The organism is Ancylobacter pratisalsi, assembly GCF_010669125.1.
GTDB lineage: Bacteria > Pseudomonadota > Alphaproteobacteria > Rhizobiales > Xanthobacteraceae > Ancylobacter > Ancylobacter pratisalsi.
Genome location: NZ_CP048630.1, coordinates 2,174,310 through 2,195,422, shown reverse-complemented (window position 1 = coordinate 2,195,422; position 21,113 = coordinate 2,174,310). Strand labels below are relative to the sequence as shown.

Below are 21,113 nucleotides of genomic sequence, written 5' to 3'. Positions count from 1 at the left end.
GCCCTCTAGCGGCTGACGGCCCCGGCGATCCACCGCGCCAGCCGGCCATCAATAGCCGCAAGACCGAGCCCGATCAGCCCGAAGCCGGCGAGTTCGCGCGGCTCCAGCGCCTCGCCAAGAAACACCGCACCAAGCAGAATCGCGCTCACCGGGACCAGGAAGGTGACCAGCGAGATATTGGTCGCCCCATTCCGTGCCACGATGCGGAAATAGAGGATGAAGGCGAGGCCGGTCGACAGCACGCCGAGCCCGATCAGCGCGCCCCAGACCGTCGGCGAGGGCATCGGCAGCAACCAGGGCCGTTCCAGGATAGCGACCAGCGGCAGCAGCAGCACGCTTGAGGTGGCGAGCTGCAACAGAGCGACTCCGAGCGGGGGAATCTGGCGGAAGCGGCGGGCATAGACCGCGGCAAAGCCATAGGAAATCGTGGCGCCGATCGCCGCGAGCTGGGCGGGAAGCTGGTGCCCGCCAAGCTGGCCGAGCAGCGCCGGCCCCATCATCACCGCGACACCCGCGAAGCCGAGCGCCACGCCGACCAGCTTGCCGGTCGTGAGTTTCTCATCCCGCGTGAAGGCCTGCGCCACCAGCACCGTGAACAACGGCGTCGCGGCATTGAGAATCGAGGATAGGCCGCTGGGAAGGTGTTGCTGCGACCAGGCGATGAGCCCGAACGGGATGATATTGGCAAGCATCGCCAATACCGCAAAGCGTGCCGCCAGCGCCGGGCTCAGATTCACACGCACCCCGCTGAGGCGCGCGATGACGAACAGCGCCGCCGCGCCGATCGCGACCCGCGCCAGCACCATGGTAAGCGGCGGCACTTCGGCGATCGCGATCTTGCCGAAGAAGAATGAACCGCCCCAGATCAGCGACAGCAGCCCCAGGGAGAGCCAGTCGGCCGTCGCCATCGGCTGCGGCCGCCCGACACCGGCAGCGCCATTGCCGGCGGACGAAGGGGCGGTTTGCGACATGGACATGGTACGGCTCCTGCGGCAGGGAAGCGGGGCATAGACCTTCCCGGGTTCACCCGCTACCCGAAACCGCCCGCCGGCGAGTGGTGAAAGCGCCGCCGTCGCCGGCTACGGCTTCCGGGCGCCATCCGCCAGCGCGGCGCGGATCAGCGCCAGCGCATCCGGCCCCGCCCATTCCGCCGGACCGGCGATATGGCCGATCTCGCAGCCCTGCGCATCGATCAGCATCGTGGTCGGCAGGCCGAAGCCGCGCCCCACCGCGCGCAGATCCTGGAAGCTCTTGGCCTTGGGATCGGTGTAGAGCGCGAGGTCGTGAATGCCGGTCTCTGCCATGAAGGTTTTCGGCTTCTCCGGGTCGCGCGTATCGATGTTGATCGCGACCACCTCGAAATCCTTGCCGTCGCCCTCGCGACTGCCGAGTTCGCGCTGAAGCTGGTCCAGCGCCGGCATCTCCTTGCGGCAGGGTACGCACCAGGTGGCCCAGACATTGACGAGCTTCAACCCGTCGCCCCCGACCGCCGCCAGCCGCGTGGTCTCACCCTGCGGGTCGAGAAAGGCGAGGTCGGGAATGCGGGTCGGCTTGAGCGTCGGGGCGAAGGCGGCGAGGTCGCCGGTGGCGAGATCAGCGATACGTCGGCCGGTTTCGCTCGCCGCCGCGCAGGCCGCGTCACCGCCCGAAGCCGGGGCCGTTGAGACCGGAGCTGTCGCAACCACGTTGCGCGTTCCGCCTCCGATCCCGTATACGCCTGCCAGGCCAGCGGCCGCGCCGAGGATGATGGCGGCCGCCAGGATCAGGGCAACACGGCCTTTGGGGCGGGCCTTGCCCGGCTCGTCAGCCGGCATTGCGGCGGGCGGGTTGTCCTCAGGTCGTTCGGTCATGACCGTCCTCGCGGAGAAAAGTCAGCATGAGCAACAAGATGTGGGGCGGCCGCTTCGAGACCGGTCCCGATGCGATCATGGAGGAGATAAACGCCTCCATCGGATTCGACCAGCGCCTGTTCGCGCAGGACATAGCTGGCTCGAAGGCGCATGCTTCGATGCTGGCGGCACAGGGGATCATCGACACAGCTGATGCCGAAAAGATCCTCGCGGGTCTAGACACGATCTTGTCAGAGATCGAATCCGGCAATTTCACCTTCCAACGCGCGCTGGAGGACATCCACATGAATGTGGAGTCGCGCCTCGCCACGCTGATCGGGACGTCGGCCGGCCGCCTGCACACCGCGCGCTCGCGCAATGACCAGGTCGCGACCGACTTCCGCCTCTATGTCCGTGACACGATCGACACGCTCGACATCCAGCTGCGCGACCTGCAGTCGGCGCTGGCGGAGAAGGCACTGATCCATTCCGGCACGGTGATGCCGGGCTTCACGCATCTTCAAACCGCGCAGCCCGTGACCTTCGGCCACCATCTGCTGGCCTATGTCGAGATGCTGGGGCGCGATCGCGGACGGCTCCACGATTCCCGCGTCCGGCTAAACGAATGCCCGCTGGGCGCCGCCGCGCTCGCGGGAACGTCCTTCCCGATTGATCGTTTCGCCACCGCAACGGCTCTCGGCTTTGATCGCCCGACTGCGAATTCGCTGGATTCGGTGTCCGACCGCGACTTCGTGCTGGAGACGCTGGCAGCGGCGTCGATCTGCGCCATGCACCTCTCGCGCTTCGCCGAAGAGATCGTGATCTGGACCTCGCCGCTGACCGGCCTGCTCAAGCTCTCCGACCGCTTCACCACCGGCTCCTCGATCATGCCGCAGAAGCGCAACCCGGACGCGGCCGAGCTGGTGCGCGCCAAGATCGGGCGCATCGCCGGTGCGTTCTCCGGCCTGCTCATGGTCATGAAGGGCCTCGCGCTCGCCTACGCCAAGGATATGCAGGAAGACAAGGAAGGCGCCTTCGACGCCCTCTCCACGCTGTCGCTGATGATCGCCGCCACCGCCGGCATGGTCCGCGACATGGTGCCGGACGAGGCGAAGATGAAGACGGCGGCCGGTTCCGGCTATTCCACCGCCACGGATCTGGCGGACTGGCTGGTGCGGGTGCTCGGGCTGCCGTTCCGCGAGGCGCATCACGTTACCGGACGCATCGTCGCGCTGGCCTCCGACAAGGGCGCTCCGCTCCACAAGCTGACCCTCGCCGAGATGCAGAGTGTCGAGCCCCGCATCACCGAAGAGGTGTTCGGGGTGCTTTCGGTGGCGAAGTCGGTGGCGAGCCGCACCTCCTATGGCGGCACCGCGCCGAAGAATGTCCGCGCGCAGGCCAAGCGCTGGCTGAAGCAGCTCGCGAAGAGCTGAACACCACCCTGACAAGGGCACAATGGAAGCCTGGGCAGGCGGCTAGATGAGCGCCGCCTGCCCGGAAGGGGAGGTCGGCCCTAGCCGCGATCCTTCTGCCCCAGCAGCCGCAGCGCGTTCGCCGTCACCAGGACGGTGGCGCCGGTATCGGCCAGGATCGCCGGCCAGAGCCCTGTGATGCCGGCAATGGTGGTGACGAGGAACACCGCCTTCAGCCCCAGCGCGATGGTGATGTTCTGGTGGATGTTGCGCATGGTCGCCTTCGACAGATCGATCATGGCCGCGACATCGCTGACCCGGCCGTGAAGCACGGCGGCATCCGCTGTCTCCAGCGCGACGTCGGTGCCCCCGCCCATGGCGATGCCGACATCGGCCGCCGCAAGCGCGGGCGCGTCGTTGATGCCGTCGCCGACCTTGGCCACCGTGGCGCCGGCAGCCTTCTGCTCGGTGATGATGCGCTGCTTGTCTGCCGGCATCAGGCCGGCCCGGACCTCGATGCCGAGATTGCCGCCAATGGCCCGGGCGGTGCGCTCATTGTCACCCGTCAACATCAGCGTGCGGATACCCGCCTGCGCCAGCCGTGCGAGCCCCTCTGCCGCGTCGGCGCGCGGTTCGTCGCGCATGGCGATGAGTCCCTCGACCCTGCCATCGGCGAGCAGAACCGCGACGGTCTTGCCGTCATCGTTCAGCCGCTCGATCGCGACACGCTGCGGCTCCGTCAGATTTCCGCGCGTGGCGGCGGCCCGGGGCGAGCCGAGAAACAGCTCCGCTCCTTCCACCAATCCGCCAACCCCTTCGCCGCTCGACGCCCCCGCGTCCTGAACGGCCGGAAGAACGACGCCGCGCGCTTCGGCTTCCGCGAGAATTGCGTTCGCCAGCGGATGGGTGGACCCGGCCTCGAGCGCGGCAGCGCGGCGAAGCAGATCCACCTCGCTGCCTGAAAAGGCGACGAGATCCGTCACCTTGGGCTTGCCCTCGGTCAGCGTTCCGGTCTTGTCGAGCGCCACCAGGGTCACGAGGCGCAGCGTCTCCAGCACTGTGCCGCCCTTGATCAGAAGCCCGCGCCGCGCCCCGGACGCCAGACCGGCGGCAATGGCGGCCGGCGTCGAAATAACCAGCGCGCAGGGGCACCCGATGAGCAGGATGGCCAGGCCCTTGTAGACCCACTCCTCCCATGACGCATTGAGAACAAGCGGCGGCAGCACGGCGACCAGCGCGGCAAGAACCACCACCAAAGGCGTGTACCAGCGCGAGAACCGGTCGATGAACCGCTCCGTCGGCGCCTTGCTCTCCTGCGCCTCCTCGACCAGGCGCACCACGCGGGCAATGGTGTTGTCGGAGGGCTCGGTGGTGGCGCGCACGGTAAGCGCGGCCTCCCCGTTCACCGTGCCGGCAAACACCGCATCCCCCTTCACCTTCGCGACCGGCACGCTCTCGCCGGTGACCGGCGCCTCGTTGACCGAACCGGAACCCTCAAGCACTTCACCGTCAGCGGGAATGCGTTCGCCGGGACGCACGAGGATAACCGCACCGACGGTGAGACTTTCGGCCAGCACCTCACGGGTGGTGCCGTTCTCGATCAGCCGGGCGGTCTTGGGAACCAGTGCGGTCAGCGAGCGGATGCTGTCGCGCGCCCGCCCGGCGGCAACGCCTTCGAGCAGTTCGCCGACAAGGAACAGGAAGACAACGGCCGCCGCCTCCTCCGACGCACCGATGATCACCGCGCCGACGGCCGCGATGGTCATCAGCATCTCGATGGAGAAGGGCGTGCCGGCCAACGCCGCCATAACCGCGCGCCGTGCGATCGGCACCAGGCCGATCAGCAGCGCAGCAATGAAGATCCACGGATCGAGCACGGGGAAAAAATGGCCGATGGCATAGGCGGCTACGAGCGCAGCACCACAGACAAGGGCGAGGCGCGCCTTGCCGCTCGTCCACCACGGCCCGTCGCCGGGTAACCCGGCGTGGGAATGGGCGTGATCCTCACCGCCCGATGACACCGGCGCGGTGGCGGCAGCACGAGGATGTTCGTGTCCGTGGTCGTGATGGTGGTCGTGGTCCCCGCCACACGACTCATGGTCGTGATCGTGGCCGGCGTGTTCGTGCGCCGCATGATCGTGCGCGGCTCCAGATGCCCCGGCAGGCGCGGCACGGGCTCCCAGCGGTACGATGCCGTAGCCCAGACCGGAGACGCGCTTTTCAAGCACGGCGAGGTCCGCGCCGTCATGCTCGATGGTCATGGTGCCTGCTGTCACCGAAACCGAAACCTCGGCCACGCCCTTCACCCGCCGGACCGCCGTGTCGATCTTCGAGGCGCACGAGGCGCAGTCCATGCCATCAATGCGGTAGCGGGTCTTCAGGGCCGACATGATCTCACCTCTTGTCTCACCATTGAGGTGAGCCTACTTCCTCTAGCGACTAGAGGAGCAAGAGGTAAAATGACCGAGCCTGGAACCAGCGGCCTTTTCAGCATCGGCGAGGTCGCGCGCGCAAGCGGCGTCAAGGTGCCGACCATCCGCTATTATGAAGAGATCGGCCTGTTGCCACCGCCGCCGCGAACCGAGGGCGGGCGCCGGGCCTATGGTGAGGCCGATATGCGCCGGCTGGCCTTCATCCGCCACGCCCGCGAGCTGGGATTCGAGATCGACGCGATCCGCACCCTGCTCAGGCTTCAGGACGAACCCGACCAGTCCTGTGCCATGGCCGACGCCATCGCCCGCGACCGCCTTGTCGAGGTGGAGCACCGCATCGCCGGCCTCAACGCGCTGAAGGCGGAGCTCGAGCGCATGGTCGAGGGCTGCACCCATGGCCATGTCGGCGACTGCCGGGTGATCGAGATCCTGGCCGACCATGGCAAGTGCCGGCATCATGAAGGCGCTGCCGAGCCCGCCGGAATCGGCCATTAGGCTCGTCGGAACCCGGCGAACAACGCGCCTGTCGGCCCCGCTTCGCTTCCGGCCGCCACTTCGCGCCAGATGAGGTGTCAGGTCTTTCAGAAGCGGTCGGGACGGAAAGGCTCAAGCGGGGTTGAGGGCGGCCGGCCGGTGACGAGGTCGGCGACAAGGCGGCCGGTGCCCGCGCTTTGGGTAAGGCCGAGATGGCCGTGACCGAAGGCGTAGATCACCCGGGACGAAGCCTTTGAGCGGCCGATAACGGGAAGCGTGTCCGGCAACGAGGGCCGAAAGCCCATCCATTGCGTGCCGCCGGTCGTCTTCAGACCCGGAAGGAAAGTGGCGGCCTTGTTCAGCATTGCCTCGGCGCGGGCGTAGTTGGGCGGCGCCTTCAGCCCGCCCAGTTCCACCGCGCCGCCAACCCGGATGCCGGTGGCGAGGGGGGTAACCACGAAGCCATGGCCGCCAAAGGTCAGCTGGCGCCTCAGCTCGAAGGCTCCCGGCGGCAGGGTCGTGTTGTAGCCGCGCTCGGTCTCGAGCGGCACGGCGTTGCCCAGCGCCTTCGCCAGCGGCCGCGACCAGGCGCCGGCAGCCAGTACCGCATGGCCTGCGCTCAGCGCGCCGCCATCGGCAAGGCGCACGCGCACGCCCTCCTCACCGGTCTCGATAACGACAACCTCGCCATGCGAGATGGTGGCGCCGCGCGACATCACCACATCGAACAGCGCCAGCGCGAAGTGATAGGGGTCGTCGACGCTTTTCCAGTGCGGGGTAAAGGTGCCGACCGGAAAGCGCGGCGACAGGCCGGGCTGGAGCGCGGCCAGGCGCTCACCGCGCACATGCTCGAAGGCGATGCCTTCCGCCTCGCGCAGCCGCCATCCCGGCAGCGCGGCGGCAAGCTCGGCCTCGCTTTCATAGAGCTGGAGATTGCCCTCATGGCGCACCCGACCCGACAGGCCGGCCTCCTGCACCATCGCTCCCATCGCCTCCGCCGCGAGGCGCATCAGCGCGCTCTGGGCGAGGATGGAACGGGCATGGCGATCCGGCAGACTGGCGCGCCAGAAGCGGATCAGCCAGGGCGCCAGGTGCGGCAGGTAGCGCGGTGGAAGCGAGAGCGGCCCGAGCGGATCAAGCAGCCAGCGCGGGGCGCGGCGCAGAATGCCGGGCGAGGCGAGCGGCAGGATGTCGGTAAAGGCGAAGGCACCGGCATTGCCCATGCTCGCGCCCTCGGCGACACCGCCCCGTTCGACCAACCGCACACGCAGGCCTTCGGCCTGAAGGTGAAACGCGGCGGCGAGGCCGACAATACCGGCACCGACGACGATCACGTCGTCCTTCATGCTGTCCAGTGCCAGTGCGCCGCTCATGCCTTACCATCCAGGGATATTCGGAGCCCCTCGCCCCCGGCCCGACGTGGCCGGGCGGGCCGGAGACCGCCGGGAGAGGGACCGCGGGAGAGAGAGCCGGCGGGCGTGTTCCCGCCGGGGAGGCCCGCCGGCTGGGCCCGGCCTCAGGCGGCCTTCGACAGCAGCGGCCGCGTGGCCAGCGCCTCGCGCACGATCGCCTCGACCCGCGCCCGCGCCTCGCCCTCAAGCGGCAGGCGCGGGGCCCGCACCCGCTCGGTGGTCCCGGTCACCAGCGCCTCGACCAGCTTGAGGTTCTGGACCAGGTAGCTCGACACGTCGAGATCGAGAAGCGGGCGGAACCAGCGGTAGATCGCCAGCGCCTCGTCATAGCGCTTCGCCTTCATCAGCCGGTAGATCGCGACCGTCTCCTCCGGGAAGGCAATGACCAGACCCGCGACCCAGCCCACGGCACCGACCGCCAGCGCCTCATAGGCGAGATTGTCGACGCCGGTGAAGACGTCGTAGCGATCGCCGAACGCATTGATGATGTCGGTGGCGCGGCGGATGTCGTCGGACGATTCCTTGATCGCCACGAAGCGCGGGTCCGCCGCCAGCTCGCTCATGATCTCCACCGTCACATCGACCCGGTAGGCGATGCGGTTGGAGTAGATCATCACCGGCAGATCGGCGGCCGCGGCCACCGCGCTGAGCGTGGCGACGGTCTCTTTGGCGTTGGTGTGGTAGACGAGGCTCGGCACCACCATCAGGCCCGAGGCGCCGGCCTTGGCCGCGCGCGAAGCCAGCGAGGCGCAGTCGCGGGTCGAGGCATCGGCGATCGTCATCAGCACCGGGCGCCGGCCGGCGACGCCCTGCGCCAGCGAGAGCACCTCCAAGCGCTCGTCATGGCTCAGCATCGGGCCTTCACCCAGCGAACCATTGACGATCAGGCCGTCCACCCCGGCCTCGATCTGGCGCGCAAAGCAGCGCTCCATCTCCTGGTGATCAAGCTCCCCCGCCTCGGTGAACTTCGCCGAAACAGCCGGATAAACACCCTGCCACATCGTTATGCTCCTGATGCCCAATGAAGTTGGCGCGAGCATCTTATTTTTGGATCCAATTTGCAATATCCTTTTTAGGGGATAAGCGCCCGTATCGCGAGGAGCCCATATCGGCCGACGGAACCTGCACGCGCTCTACCTCACGCCTGTTCGCCGATGCGTTGCGGAAGGCAGCCCCGCAGGAACGGCCCGGGGAAGGTAAGACACCTCTTCACCGCCCAAAATCGCGCGGATACCCGCCTCAGCGCCCTCGCCGCACACGGGACACATGGGCGAGGTGAGGCACGCGGGCCGGTATCGGCGCCGTCATTACCCTTCTTTCGGTCGATAAGGTGAGGGAAATCGTCGACGGGGGCGATCGCCGTCGCCCGCGATACTGGAGGTCCGCCGGTCGCGGACAGCGGCAAGGCCCGCCGGCACGCTGATCTTCTGATTCGCGCCCAGACGGAACACCGTCCCCGGCCCACCCGTCAGGGGCTCCACGTGTCTCAAGGCGCGCTGCAATTCACAATGGCACGGATTTCGCAGCATTTTGATACCGTTTTACATCGAATTCGTGTTGTTCTTGCGACACCTTGCTAGTAAGTGCCCTTCCTACATGGCTGAAACCTTGGCACCTGCCGTTGGGAGAGGCTACCCTTCGCCTTCCACCCTGCCGCATTCGACGCGCAGGCCTTAGGTGCGCAAGAGCCTATGGATCGCCGCCAGTTCACTGCTGCATTGGCCGCAACCCTCGCAGGGTCGGGAGAGGCACGAAGCGCGCCCCCGCCAACCCGGGATCCTCTGACGCTGTTCGTTCCTTCCGCCCTGGGCGGAGGATGGGATCGCATCGCGCGCGCCATGCAGGTCAGCCTGATCGACGCCGGGATCGCCAGCGATGTCGAGGTGATCAACCAAACCGACGGCGTCGCCGCCGGCATCGTTGAATTCTCCACCCGGTACCGGGGCCGCCGCGACGCGCTGCTCATCGGCGGACTGGGCATGATCGGCGCCGCCATGCTGGCACGTGAGCCCACCGGACTCTCACAGCTGACGCCCATCTCGCGACTGACCAACGAGTACATGGTTCTCGCCGTCTCAGGCGATTCCGAGATCGACTCGCTGCGTGCGTTTCTCGCGTGGATGCGCCGGGATCCCGACGCGGTCGTCATCGCGGGCGGAAACCGCGGGGGTGTCGACCACCTGTTCACGGGACTGATCGCGCGCGCCGCCGGCATCTCCGGGTCGCGCCTGCGCTTCCGTCCCTTCGTTGGCGGGATAGGCGCGATCGACGAAGTCGTCACCCATAACGCGGATGCCGTCGTGGGCAGGCTGAGCGACATGCGGAACGAGATCGAGATCGGACGGCTGCGCGCCCTCGCCATTTCCTCGCCCCAGCGTCCGCCGGGCACGGCGATTCCCACCTGCATCGAACAGGGGACCAGCCTCCAGATCCTGAACTGGAGCGGTGGCTTCGCGCCTCCGGGGCTCGACGAGGTCGACCATCAGCACCAGCAGGCGCTGATGGACCGGATGCTTGCCAGCGTGGCCTGGCGGACGGCCCTGTTCCAGTACAATTGGGAAAGCGACGTCATGGCCGGCGCACCCTTCCGCCGCTTTCTGCAGACGGAAATCATCCGCGTCCGGGGCTTGCTAGCCAGCCTCGACCTCAGCTGACGGAGCGGGCCCGGCCACGAAGCAGCCGCGCATGTCCCGCACCGCCGCAACAATGAACCCCTCGACGGCACGGATCCGCCCCAGCGCGTGGATATCGGCATGGGTGACCAGCCAGTAGGCCCGCCGAAAACTCAGCTCCGGGACCAGCCGCACCAGTTCGCCATGCGCGCGGGCGGCGTAATCGTGGAGGATGCCAACGCCTGCGCCCGCGCGCACCGCCTCCATCTGCCCCACCACGCTGGCGCATTCCAGCCGGCGCGCCTCGACCTCGCGGAAGGCCTCGAAATAGTCCAGCGCCGGGCTGTAGACGAGGTCCGGCACATAGGTCACCAGCAGGCGGCCGGTGAGGTCGCGGAGCTGGTCGATCGGGCCGGTGCGATCGAGATAGTCGCGCGAGGCGTAGACGCCGAGGCTGTAGTCGGTGAGCTTGCGCGCGACCAGCCGCCCCTCGCCCGGTCGCTGCATCGTCACCGCGATGTCGACCTCGCGCTTGGGCAGCGAGAAACTGCGCGGCAGCGGGGCCAGCTGGATCGTCAGCCCCGGATGGCTGTCGGCAAGACGACCGAGGCGCGGGGCGAGGAAATAGGTCCCGAAACCATCGGGAGCGCCGATGCGCACCGTGCCGGCCAGCGCCAGGTTCTCATTGCCGAGCGCCGCCTGCGCCTGCAGCATCTCGGTCTCGATGCGCTCGGCATATGCCAGAAGGCGTTCGCCGGCGGGAGTGAGCGCGCTGCCTGTCGTGCGCCGCTCCAGAAGCTGGGCGCCGAGACTCATCTCCAACGCGCCGAGCCGGCGCCCCACGGTGGCATGGTCGAGCCCGAGCTGGCGAGCGGCCGCAAGCATCTGGCCGGCGCGCGCCACGGCAAGAAAGACGCGCAGGTGATCCCAGTCCACGGCAGTACCCTCCCGTTCTTGTCGCATTTGCGCACAACGGATGGGGGATCTTGGCCGTTGAAGTGAGAAGTTTCAACAAGCACAACCATGGCAGCCCATTCCAGCAAGAGAGGTCGTCATGGCGGTCATCGGTCACTACATCGGCGGCAAGGTCGCCAGCACGGCGGGCCGCACGGCTCCGGTCTTCGATCCTTCGACCGGCGCGCAGTCCGGCGAGGTGCTCCTTGCCTCGGCCGCGACCGTCGGCGAGGCGGTCGCGAACGCAGCGCAGGCCTTTGGCGCCTGGGCGGACACTCCGCCTCTGACCCGCGCCCGCATCCTGTTCAAGTTCAAGGCGCTGCTGGAGCGCGACATGGACGCGCTCGCCGCCGCGATCACCAGGGAACACGGCAAGACCTTCGAGGATGCCAAGGGCGAGGTCGTGCGCGGCATCGAGGTGGTGGAGTTCGCCTGCGGCATTCCCCATCTGATGCGCGGCGATTTCACCGAACAGGTGGCGCGCGGCGTCGATGTGTTCTCGGCCCGCCATCCGGTGGGCGTGGTGGCCGGCATCACCCCGTTCAACTTCCCCGTGATGGTGCCGATGTGGATGTTCCCCGTCGCGCTGGCCTGCGGCAACGCCTTCGTGCTGAAGCCCTCCGAGAAGGACCCCACCCCCTCGCTGATGCTGGCGGAGCTTCTGAGCGAGGCCGGCCTGCCCGCCGGCGTGTTCAACGTGGTGCAGGGTGACAAGGAGGCGGTCGATGCGCTCCTCACCCATCCCGACATTGCCGCGGTGAGCTTTGTCGGCTCCACCGCCATCGGCGAATATGTCTACAAGACCGCCGCGGCGCACGGTAAGCGTGCCCAGGCGCTCTGTGGCGCCAAGAACCACCTCGTGGTGATGCCCGACGCCGACCTCGACAAGACCGTCGATGCGCTGATGGGCGCGGGCTACGGCTCGGCCGGCGAGCGCTGCATGGCGGTCTCGGTTGCCGTCGCCGTCGGGGGCGTGGGTGACGCGCTGATGGAAAAGCTGGTGCCCAAGGTCCGCGCACTGAAGGTCGGCCCCGGCCTCGACCGCGACAGCGAGATGGGCCCGCTGGTGACCCGCGAGCACCTCGCCAAGGTTTCCGGCTATGTCGACACCGGCGTTGCCGAGGGCGCGGAACTGGTGGTGGACGGGCGCGGGCTCAAGCTCCAGGGCTATGAGAACGGCTACTTCATCGGCGGTTGCCTGTTCGATAACGTGACCGCGGACATGAAGATCTACAAGGACGAGATCTTCGGCCCGGTGCTCTCGGTGGTGCGGGTCGATCGCTTCGACGAGGCGCTCAAGCTGGTCAATGACCACGAATATGGCAATGGCGCCGCCATCTTCACCCGCGACGGCGATGCCGCCCGCGCCTTCGACCGCGACGCCAAGGCCGGCATGATCGGCATCAACGTGCCGATCCCGGTGCCGGTGGCGTTCCATTCCTTCGGCGGTTGGAAGCGCTCGATCTTCGGCGATCGCAACGTCTACGGCATGGAAGGCGTGGGCTTCTACACCAAGATGAAGACCACCACCGCCCGCTGGCCGACCGGCATCCGCGAGGGCGCCCAGTTCGTCATGCCGACGACGGGAGAGTGAGCGTACGCCCTTCGGGCGGGCTCCATATCCAGCCAAAAGAGGAGGCCCGGTGCGTGCGCCGGGCGTTCCTGTGGCGCTGGCCTCTAGCGCTTCATGTCGGGGCAGACGAACGGGACCTTGGGGCGTGCGTAGCGATGCTCCACAACGTCGCGGCCGGCCTTCACCTTCAGCGTAAGGTCGGTGGCGGTGAGCTTCGCGACGGTCGCGCTGACGGTGGCCCCGTCCTCGTCCCATGAGAGTGCATCCGGCGCTGTGCGCTTCCACCTGCGCAGCGCGTAGGTCTCCCAGCACGAATCCATCAGCAACGTTCCGTCGTTGAAGAAGACGAGCAGGGTGCCGGGCATCTTGTTCGCCGGCGCCGTCTCCACCCAGACGCGGCCCGTGAGTGAATCAATACCCTGCGCGGAGGCGATCGGCGCGGCGAGTTGAGCGCAGGCAAGCGCGGCGGTGAACAGGGCCGCGGGCGTGGTCTTTCTCATCGGGCAACCTCTTCCGAAGTGTATCGGCGCACACGGCGCCGCTGCCACCCTCGCTCAGGCTCGCGGCCGAAATCCGGCCAGTGGCGCACATGGCGCGGTGACTCCGGCGCGGGCGCGGGCGAACACTCGTCCGCCTTGCGCCACGACAGCGCTTACGGGGAAAGATGCCCTCGGCACACGCCTCGTCGAGGGCAGGCAGCCTCATCGCCGTGCGTGCATCCGCACGACCGCCCTCACCCCCGCTCGCGGCCGAAATCCGGGGCGGCGGTTTCCTGGCCGATCTCGATGATCGAGCGGCGGATGGCGCGGGTGCGGGTGAACAGGTCGAACAGCTTGTCGCCCTCGGCCCAGCGGATCGCCCGCTGCAGCGCGATCAGGTCCTCGGTGAAGCGGCCGAGTACCTCGATCACCGCCTCGCGATTGTTCAGGAACACGTCGCGCCACATGGTCGGGTCGGAGGCGGCGATGCGGGTGAAGTCGCGAAAGCCGCCGGCCGAGTACTTGATGACCTCGGACTGCGTGACCTCTTCCAGATCCGCCGCCGTGCCGACGATGTTGTAGGCGATGAGATGGGGCACATGGGAGGTGATCGCCAGCACCAGATCGTGGTGCTCGACGCTCATGGTCTCGACATTGGCCCCCATCGCGGTCCAGAGCCCGGACAGGGCCGCAAGCGCCGCCTCATCCGTACCCTCCGGCGGGGTGAGGATGCACCAGCGGTTCTGGAACAGCGTGGCAAAGCCGGCATCGGGGCCGGAATATTCGGTGCCGGCCACGGGATGGCCGGGGATGACGTGCACGCCCTCGGGCAGATGCGCACGCAGCGCGTTGAGCACCGCGCCCTTCACCGAGCCGACATCCGAGACGATGGCACCCGCCTTCAGATGCGGGCCGATCATCTCGGCGACCGCACCCATGGCGCCCACCGGCACGCACAGCACCACCATGTCGGCATCCGCCACCGCTTCAGCGGGCGTTGCGGCAACGAGATCGGCGATGTCGAGGGCGCCGGTGCGCGCGCGCACCCCCTCGGAACCGTCATAGGCGACCAGCGTACCCGCGAGCTTGCGCGCACGCGCCGCGCGCAGCATCGACGAGCCGATCAGGCCGATGCCGATGATGGCGAGGCGGCCGATCAGCGGGCTCGCCAGCGGGGGATCAAGCACCATGGCCAGAACCCGCTTTCGCCGCCTCGGCCCCACCCATGAACGCGGCAAGCGCGTCGACGAGCAGCCGATTGGCCTCTTCGGTGCCGATCGACACGCGCAGCGCGCCCGGCAGACCGTAGGAATCGACGCGCCGCAGGATAAGACCGCGCTCCATCAGGAACGCATCGGCCTCACGCGCGGTCTTTCCCGGCACATCGGGGAAATGCACCAGCAGGAAGTTGGTGACGCTCGGCGTCACGGTGAGGCCCAGCGCGGTGAGCTTCTCGCTCAGCCACGGCAGCCAGGTGTCGTTATGCGCCACCGCCGTCTCGGTGTGGGCGGTATCCCCGATCGCCGCCACCGCCGCGGCGATGCCGGGCGCGGAGACGTTAAAGGCGCCACGAATGCGGTTGATGGCGTCCACCACCTCCGCCGGCCCGTAGAGCCAGCCGACCCGAAGGCTCGCCAGCCCGTGGATCTTGGAGAAGGTGCGCAGCATCACGACATTCGCGCAGGTGGCGACGAGTTCGATGCCGGCCTCATAATCGTTGCGGCGAACATATTCGGCATAGGCCGCGTCCAGCGCGAGCAGCACGTTGGGCGGCAGGCCGCGCTGCAGGCGCTTGATCTCGTCGAAGGGGAGGTAGGTCCCGGTCGGGTTGTTGGGGTTGGCGAGGAAGACCACGCGCGTCTTCTCGGTCACCGCCGCCAGCAGGGCGTCGACATCGGTGCGGAAATCCGTCTCCGGCGCGACCACGGGCGTCGCTCCCGCCGCGAGCGTGGCGATGCGGTAGACCAGGAAGCCATACTGGGAATAGAGCACCTCGTCGCCGGGACCGGCAAAGGCCATGGCGGTCAGCATCAGCAATTCGTCCGATCCGGTGCCGCAGACGATGCGCGCGGGATCAAGGCCATAGGTGGCCGCGATCGCCTCGCGCAGCCGGGTCGAGGAGCCATCGGGATAGAGCTCAAGCGCAGCCGCCGAGCGGAAGGCCTCCAGCGCCTTCGGGCTGGGGCCGAGCGGCGTCTCGTTGGCCGAGAGCTTGTGCACCTTCACCCCGGCGCCGGCCTGCGCCTTGCCCGGCACATAGGCCTCGATCGCCAGCACCCCGGGGCGGGGGACGGGACGGTTTGCGGCGGGCGCGGACGACATGGGAGAACTCCGGATTGAAGCGGGGCGGGCGTGACGCTCAGCCCCTGGCGAGGGGAATGGCCTTCGAGGCGGCGGCCAGAGGCGAGTGGGTATAGCGGCTTGCATGGCTGCCGACGAGAGCCGCCGAGCGCACCGAGGCGCCGGAGGCGCGCAGCGCGGCGAGCACAGTTTCGAGACCGACATCGCCCCCGACGGGAATCGAGGCCAGCAGCGCCGCACCGTCGAGCCCGCGATCGGGCACGGCGAGGACCTCGGCGAGCGGCGCCAGCGCGCGCGCCGCCTGCGCCGTCCAGCCGGCGACATGCAGGCTCCAGGTCTCCACCTCGGTCACCGCGCCATCGGTCACCGGATGGGCGATGCAGAACACCGGCAGGCCCGCCGGATGGTCGGCACGCTCGACGAAGGGCAGGCGGGCGATGATCTTGGGCGCATTCTCGCCCTCCAGCGCGGTCCACCAGGCCCCGGTGCCCGGCGCGGCGAAGGCCGGTACCAGGCCAAGATCGCCCTTGGACCCCGCCACCGCCGCCACCACGCCGGTGGCGCCCATATGAGCGACGAAGGGTACGGTGAAGCCGAAGTGGAAGCGCGTGGTGTCGCGCATCGCCGCCTCGCCGGTGGCAAGGTCGGCATGCACCGCATAGGGCGCCTGCACATAGGTGAAGGTGGAAATGATCACCCGCCAGATGCCCTCGACCGTATCAAGCGGGAGAATGCCGCGATGGCGATCGACGATCATCCGCATCATCGAGGCCTCGCGCGCCGGGCGGAAGGCGGAGCCGGCCTCGGCGCCTCGCGAGCGTTTGACCTCGACCAGCCGGTCGATGATCTCGCTGCGCTCGATCAAAAGCGCGTGCATCGCCGCATCAATACGGTCGATTTCCGCGCGCAGCACGGATAGGTCGACCGGCTGCCCGGTGGGGTGGGGAGCGGCCGGCTGCGAAGACTCGACCTGAGCGTCGGCTTTCTTGTCCATGAGCCGATCTCCTACCGCCGCGCGCGTCACGCGCAAAACAAAATCTGGCATCGTCTGATATTGACAAGTCGGCGATGTCGCATCATTCCATGCGTTCGGAATAACGAACTGTTCGTCCGGTAGGACGGTTGATATGACAGACAGCGTTACGCTCACTCCCGACGCCCGCACCTTTGAGGCGGCGCGCGGGGAGGCCGATTTCCCCCATTCCCCGGTCGCTCGGTTCGGCGCGGACACGCCGTTGCGGCTGGACGCGGGCGGTGTGCTGACCTCGTTCCAGATCGCCTACCAGACCTATGGTACGCTGAACGCGGCGCGCTCCAATGCCATTCTGCTCTGCCACGCCCTCACCGGCGACCAGCATGCGGCCAATGTCCACCCCGTCACCGGCAAGCCGGGCTGGTGGGAGACCATGGTCGGACCGGGCAAGCCGATCGATACGGATCGTTTCTTCGTCATCTCTTCGAACGTGCTCGGCGGCTGTCTGGGCACCACCGGCCCTTCCTCGACCAATCCGGCCACCGGCCAGTGCTATGGGCTCGACCTGCCGGTGGTGACGATCCGCGACATGGTGCGCGCCCAGTCCATGCTGATCGACCATCTCGGGATCGATCGCCTGCTCGCCGTGGTCGGCGGCTCCATGGGCGGCATGCAGGTGCTGCAATGGGCGGCCAGCTATCCCGAGCGTGTTTTCGCGGTGATGCCGATCGCCACCGGCGCCCGCCATTCGGCGCAGAACATCGCCTATCACGAGGTCGGGCGGCAAGCGATCATGGCCGATCCGGACTGGCTCGGCGGGCGCTATCTCGCGGCCGGAACCAGCCCGCGGCGCGGGCTTTCCGTGGCACGCATGGCCGCGCACATCACCTATATGTCCGACAGCTCCCTGCACCGTAAGTTCGGGCGCCGGCTGCAGGACCGCGATGGCCACACCTTCAGCTTCGACGCCGACTTCCAGGTCGAGTCCTATCTGCGCCACCAGGGCGAGGCGTTCGTCGACCGTTTCGACGCCAACTCCTATCTCTACGTGACGCGGGCGATGGATTATTTCGACCTCGCGGCGGATTATGGCGGCGTGCTGGCCAATGCCTTCAAGGGCACCAAGACCCGGTTCTGCCTGGTCTCCTTCACCTCGGACTGGCTGTTCCCGACCCCCGCCTCGCGCGCCGTCGTCCACGCGCTCAACGCCGCCGGCGCCTCGGTATCCTTCGCCGAGATCGAGACCGACAAGGGCCACGACGCCTTCCTGCTCGACGAACCCGAGCTGTTCGCCATTACGCGCGGCTTTCTCGACGCGGCGGCGCGCACCGTCGGCGTGAGCTGACCCGGGAGTCCACCCATGTCCCTGTCCGATCCCACCGCGAAGAAGCCGCCCGTGCGCGATCTCACCATGAGCGAGGCCGCGCGGACCGACACGGGGGCGCGCGTCGACCTGCTGGTCATCGCCGAGATGGTCGAGCCGGCGACACGCGTGCTGGATGTCGGCTGCGGCGATGGCGTGCTGCTGGAATTGCTGGCGACGACACGCGGCTGCGACGCGCGCGGCATCGAGCTCTCGCGCGAAGGCGTGAATGCCAGCGTGTCGCGCGGGCTCGCGGTCATCCAGGGCGACGCCGACATCGACCTCGCCGACTACCCCGACAATTCGTTCGACTATGTGATCCTGTCCCAGACCATCCAGGCGACGCGCCGTCCGAAATGGGTGCTGGAACAGATGCTGCGGGTGGGCAGCCACGCGGTGGTGTCGTTTCCCAATTTCGGCTTCTGGCGCATGCGGCTCGAACTGCTGATGAAGGGACGCATGCCGCGCACCGAAAACCTGCCCTATAGCTGGCACGACACGCCCAACATCCACTTCTGCACCATTCGCGACTTCGTCGGGCTGGTGGACGAGGTCGGCGCGCAGATCGACCAGGCCGTGGCGCTGAACGGCTATGGCCAAAAGGTCCGCTTCAACTGGCCATGGTCGGTGTGGAACCTGGTCGGCGAGCAGGCGGTGTTCCTGCTCTCGCGCAAAGGCTGACACGCGCGGGAAGGCGCGGGTCAGTCCTCGCCTCACCCCCCCACGGGGCGCGGCGCGAGGACGGGTTCGAGCACCGGCACGCGCAGGCGCGACTTCCGCTTCAGCGGCACCGGTTTGTAGACCTGCTTGGCCGCCTCGACGATGTGGACCCCGGCGAACGGCATCGACAGGGTCGCGCCGGCGCGCTCCCATGCCACCGCCGAGCGCAGGAACCAGTTGCTGCGCACCGGCGGCATGTAGAGCGCTTCGCCCCAGCCCACCGGCGTGAACAGCGCCCCGCGCAGCAGATCGGTGATCTGGGTGCGCGAGAACGGCCGGCCATGGCCGAACGGGTTGTTGTCGACCCGCGCCCACACCCCGCGCCGGTTCGGCACCACGCAGAGCAGCCGCCCGCCCGGCGCCAGAATGCGCCACACCTCGCGCAGCATCTCCTCAGCGTCGGGCGTCATCTCCAGCAGATGGACGGCGACCACCCGGTCGATCATGCCGTCGCGCAGCGGGAGTTCGCCCTCGTCGACGAGAGCCGCCAGCGTCGGGGCGGCGGAGGGCCAGCGCGTCACCCCCTGCGCGCCCGGCATGAAGGCGAGCGTGCGCTCGCACTCCTCGCGGAACACGCCGAGATAGGGCGTCGCATAGCCAATGCCGAGCACGGCGAGGCCCCGCACATTGGTGAATCGCGCGCGGATGGCCCGCCCGATCAGCCGGCGTGTCACCACGCCGAGAGGCTGGGCATAGAAACTTCGAAGGTCGACGACATCAGGAAACATGACCCAAGCTTATATCCTGAGCCGTGACGCCTTGAAATCGACACTCAATTGAGCCACATAGACGCGGTGTACGGACGGCTCGTTCGTATCAGGGCCGCGTTGCTCGACGTCCGCTACGGTTTAGCCGCGGCAGTCATCAGCCCTCATCATCGAAATTCACCGACGTCCCAGGCCACGCGGGGTGTCTCACGGACCCCTCGTGATTCGCGGTCCGCTCGCTTTTGCGCGAGCGGCCGGGATTGCCCATGAAAGAACGTCGCTTGACAACTTTCGCCGAACTCGGCCTTGCCGAGCCGATTATCAAAGCCCTCACCGAGGCGAACCACACCACCCCGACCCCGATTCAGGCCCAGGCCGTGCCGCTGGTGCTGGCCGGCCACGACCTCATCGGCATCGCTCAGACGGGCACCGGCAAGACCGCTGCCTTCGCCCTGCCGATCCTGCATCATCTCGTCACCGAGCGTCGCCGGCCCGAGCGTCGCTCGACCCGCGTGCTGGTGCTGAGCCCGACCCGCGAACTCTCCGGCCAGATCCTCGAGAGCTTCCGCCTGTACGGCAAGCATGTGCGCCCCTCGACCGCGCTCGCCATCGGCGGCGTGCCGCTGGGACGGCAGGCGCGCTCGCTGGCCGGCGGCGTCGACGTTCTGGTGGCCACACCCGGCCGCCTGGTGGATCTCGTCGAGAACGGCGCCGTGCGCCTTGATCTGGTTGAGGTCCTGGTTCTGGACGAAGCCGACCAGATGCTGGACATGGGCTTCATCCACGCCATCCGCTCCATCGTGGCCCGGCTGCCGAAGGCGCGTCGCAACCTGTTCTTCTCGGCCACCATGCCGAAGGAAATCGAGAAGCTGGCCGACCAGCTGCTGACCGATCCGGTCCGCGTCGCGGTGACGCCCGTCGCCAAGACCGCCGACAAGATCGAGCAGAAGGTCATCTTCACCGACCGCGCCGGCAAGCCGAACCTGCTGATCGAGCTGCTTCAGGGCGAAGGTCTCGACCGCGCCCTGGTGTTCTCGCGCACCAAGCACGGCGCCGACCGCGTGGTGAAGAGCCTGGTCACCGCCGGCATCGACGCCGAAGCCATTCACGGCAACAAGTCCCAGCCCCAGCGTGAGCGCGCGCTTGCCGCCTTCCGCGACGGCCGCGTCAAGGTGCTGGTGGCGACCGACATCGCCGCCCGCGGCATCGACGTGCCGGGCGTGAGCCATGTCGTCAACTACGACCTGCCGAATGTGCCGGAAAGCTATGTCCACCGCATCGGGCGCACCGCGCGCGCCGGCCGGGAGGGCATCGCGATCTCGTTCTGTGACAGCGAGGAGCGCGGCTTCCTGCGCGATATCGAGCGCCTGATCCGCATCACCATCCCCTCCGAGGACCGCCGCCCGCCGCGCCGTGAAGGCGCGCCGCGCGAACGTGAGGTTCCGGTGGAAGGCCGTGGTGAGCGCGCGCCCCGTCGCGACGGTCGTCGCGGCCCGCCGCGGCCCGAAGGCGATCGCCCGTTCCAGCGGAGCGGCGAGCGCAGCGGTCCCCGTCCTGATGGCGGCCGCCCCGAGGGGCTGGCCCGTGCCGACGGCCATCGCGCCGATGGCGCCCGTCATGACGGCAAGGCGCGTCACGAAGGCGGTCGCCACGAGTCGCTGCGCGACGCCCCGCGCCGCGACGGTGCGCCGCGCGAGGAGCGCCGCTCCGGTCCCCCGCGCCGCTTCCGGCCGGCCTGAACCGGGCGACGGACGGGCAGCGGGCACATGTCCGCAGCCCGCCGAGGCGACATGATCAACCGGTCATGACGGACGCGACAGCGCCCGTCATGCGCCAAATGACCTGATTTTCCCGATTCATTGCGCCGGGAGA

18 protein-coding genes are annotated in these 21,113 nt (G+C 68.2%); 7 read left to right on the top strand and 11 right to left on the bottom strand.

The genetic code is table 11. The annotated features are described in order from the left end of the window. Positions 1-5 precede the first annotated feature (5 nt). Positions 6-971 (bottom strand): DMT family transporter, encoded by a 966-nt coding sequence (locus G3A50_RS10420; RefSeq protein ID WP_163077516.1) that lies wholly within the window; start codon positions 969-971, stop codon positions 6-8. A 108-nt stretch (positions 972-1,079) separates the two neighbouring features. Continuing rightward, on the bottom strand, positions 1,080-1,814 hold the full coding sequence (gene tlpA, locus G3A50_RS10415; protein ID WP_246252430.1) for a thiol:disulfide interchange protein TlpA: 735 nt from the start codon (positions 1,812-1,814) through the stop codon (positions 1,080-1,082). 62 nt (positions 1,815-1,876) lie between these two features. Here tlpA and argH point away from each other — a divergent pair, with 62 nt between their 5' ends. After that, the gene (gene argH, locus G3A50_RS10410) at positions 1,877-3,262 is read left to right on the top strand and encodes an argininosuccinate lyase (protein WP_163075225.1); all 1,386 of its coding nucleotides are present in this window, start codon (positions 1,877-1,879) and stop codon (positions 3,260-3,262) included. Between the two features lie 80 nt (positions 3,263-3,342). On the opposite strand, the gene G3A50_RS10405 is transcribed toward argH, so the two are convergent. Continuing rightward, a complete protein-coding gene (locus G3A50_RS10405; protein ID WP_163075224.1) occupies positions 3,343-5,631 on the bottom strand; it encodes a heavy metal translocating P-type ATPase in 2,289 nt (762 codons plus the stop codon). A gap of 69 nt (positions 5,632-5,700) precedes the next feature. Here G3A50_RS10405 and G3A50_RS10400 point away from each other — a divergent pair, with 69 nt between their 5' ends. Further along, positions 5,701-6,168, top strand: a complete 468-nt coding sequence (locus G3A50_RS10400) for a MerR family transcriptional regulator (RefSeq protein WP_163075223.1) — start codon at positions 5,701-5,703, stop codon at positions 6,166-6,168. Between the two features lie 86 nt (positions 6,169-6,254). On the opposite strand, the gene G3A50_RS10395 is transcribed toward G3A50_RS10400, so the two are convergent. Then, positions 6,255-7,520: an NAD(P)/FAD-dependent oxidoreductase gene (locus G3A50_RS10395; RefSeq protein WP_170308635.1), complete on the bottom strand. Its 1,266-nt coding sequence runs from the start codon at positions 7,518-7,520 to the stop codon at positions 6,255-6,257. 143 nt (positions 7,521-7,663) lie between these two features. Next, positions 7,664-8,560, bottom strand: coding sequence for a dihydrodipicolinate synthase family protein (locus G3A50_RS10390; protein WP_163075222.1), 897 nt, complete (start codon positions 8,558-8,560; stop codon positions 7,664-7,666). Positions 8,561-9,250: 690 nt separating this feature from the next. Here G3A50_RS10390 and G3A50_RS10385 point away from each other — a divergent pair. Further along, positions 9,251-10,213: a tripartite tricarboxylate transporter substrate-binding protein gene (locus tag G3A50_RS10385; protein WP_163075221.1), complete on the top strand. Its 963-nt coding sequence runs from the start codon at positions 9,251-9,253 to the stop codon at positions 10,211-10,213. Here G3A50_RS10385 and G3A50_RS10380 read toward each other — a convergent pair. Then, positions 10,190-11,107 (bottom strand): LysR family transcriptional regulator, encoded by a 918-nt coding sequence (locus G3A50_RS10380; RefSeq protein WP_163075220.1) that lies wholly within the window; start codon positions 11,105-11,107, stop codon positions 10,190-10,192. The two genes, G3A50_RS10385 and G3A50_RS10380, sit on opposite strands and share 24 nt — an antisense overlap. Before the next feature lie 118 nt (positions 11,108-11,225). Between G3A50_RS10380 and G3A50_RS10375 the strand changes: the two genes are divergently transcribed. Beyond that, the gene (locus G3A50_RS10375) at positions 11,226-12,719 is read left to right on the top strand and encodes a CoA-acylating methylmalonate-semialdehyde dehydrogenase (protein ID WP_163075219.1); all 1,494 of its coding nucleotides are present in this window, start codon (positions 11,226-11,228) and stop codon (positions 12,717-12,719) included. A gap of 83 nt (positions 12,720-12,802) precedes the next feature. On the opposite strand, the gene G3A50_RS10370 is transcribed toward G3A50_RS10375, so the two are convergent. From G3A50_RS10370 to G3A50_RS10355, 4 genes are all read right to left on the bottom strand, one after another. Continuing rightward, complete coding sequence (locus G3A50_RS10370) at positions 12,803-13,198, bottom strand: hypothetical protein (RefSeq protein ID WP_163075218.1); 396 nt, start codon at positions 13,196-13,198, stop codon at positions 12,803-12,805. 233 nt (positions 13,199-13,431) lie between these two features. Then, positions 13,432-14,367, bottom strand: coding sequence for a prephenate/arogenate dehydrogenase family protein (locus G3A50_RS10365; RefSeq protein WP_163075217.1), 936 nt, complete (start codon positions 14,365-14,367; stop codon positions 13,432-13,434). Beyond that, on the bottom strand, positions 14,357-15,499 hold the full coding sequence (gene hisC / locus G3A50_RS10360) for a histidinol-phosphate transaminase (RefSeq protein ID WP_163075216.1): 1,143 nt from the start codon (positions 15,497-15,499) through the stop codon (positions 14,357-14,359). The genes G3A50_RS10365 and hisC overlap by 11 nt, the downstream gene beginning before the upstream one ends. A 37-nt stretch (positions 15,500-15,536) precedes the next feature. Then, positions 15,537-16,472, bottom strand: a complete 936-nt coding sequence (locus G3A50_RS10355; RefSeq protein WP_163075215.1) for a chorismate mutase — start codon at positions 16,470-16,472, stop codon at positions 15,537-15,539. A 133-nt stretch (positions 16,473-16,605) separates the two neighbouring features. Here G3A50_RS10355 and metX point away from each other — a divergent pair, with 133 nt between their 5' ends. Next, positions 16,606-17,796, top strand: coding sequence for a homoserine O-acetyltransferase MetX (gene metX, locus G3A50_RS10350; protein ID WP_163075214.1), 1,191 nt, complete (start codon positions 16,606-16,608; stop codon positions 17,794-17,796). A 66-nt stretch (positions 17,797-17,862) separates the two neighbouring features. Beyond that, positions 17,863-18,495, top strand: coding sequence for a methionine biosynthesis protein MetW (metW, locus tag G3A50_RS10345; protein WP_246252427.1), 633 nt, complete (start codon positions 17,863-17,865; stop codon positions 18,493-18,495). A 32-nt stretch (positions 18,496-18,527) separates the two neighbouring features. On the opposite strand, the gene G3A50_RS10340 is transcribed toward metW, so the two are convergent. Next, positions 18,528-19,262: a class I SAM-dependent methyltransferase gene (locus G3A50_RS10340; protein WP_163075212.1), complete on the bottom strand. Its 735-nt coding sequence runs from the start codon at positions 19,260-19,262 to the stop codon at positions 18,528-18,530. Positions 19,263-19,507: 245 nt separating this feature from the next. Between G3A50_RS10340 and G3A50_RS10335 the strand changes: the two genes are divergently transcribed. Further along, positions 19,508-20,980 carry a DEAD/DEAH box helicase gene (locus G3A50_RS10335; RefSeq protein WP_163075211.1) on the top strand — a complete coding sequence of 491 codons (1,473 nt, stop codon included), beginning with the start codon at positions 19,508-19,510 and terminating at the stop codon, positions 20,978-20,980. The last annotated feature ends 133 nt before the right edge of the window (positions 20,981-21,113 follow it).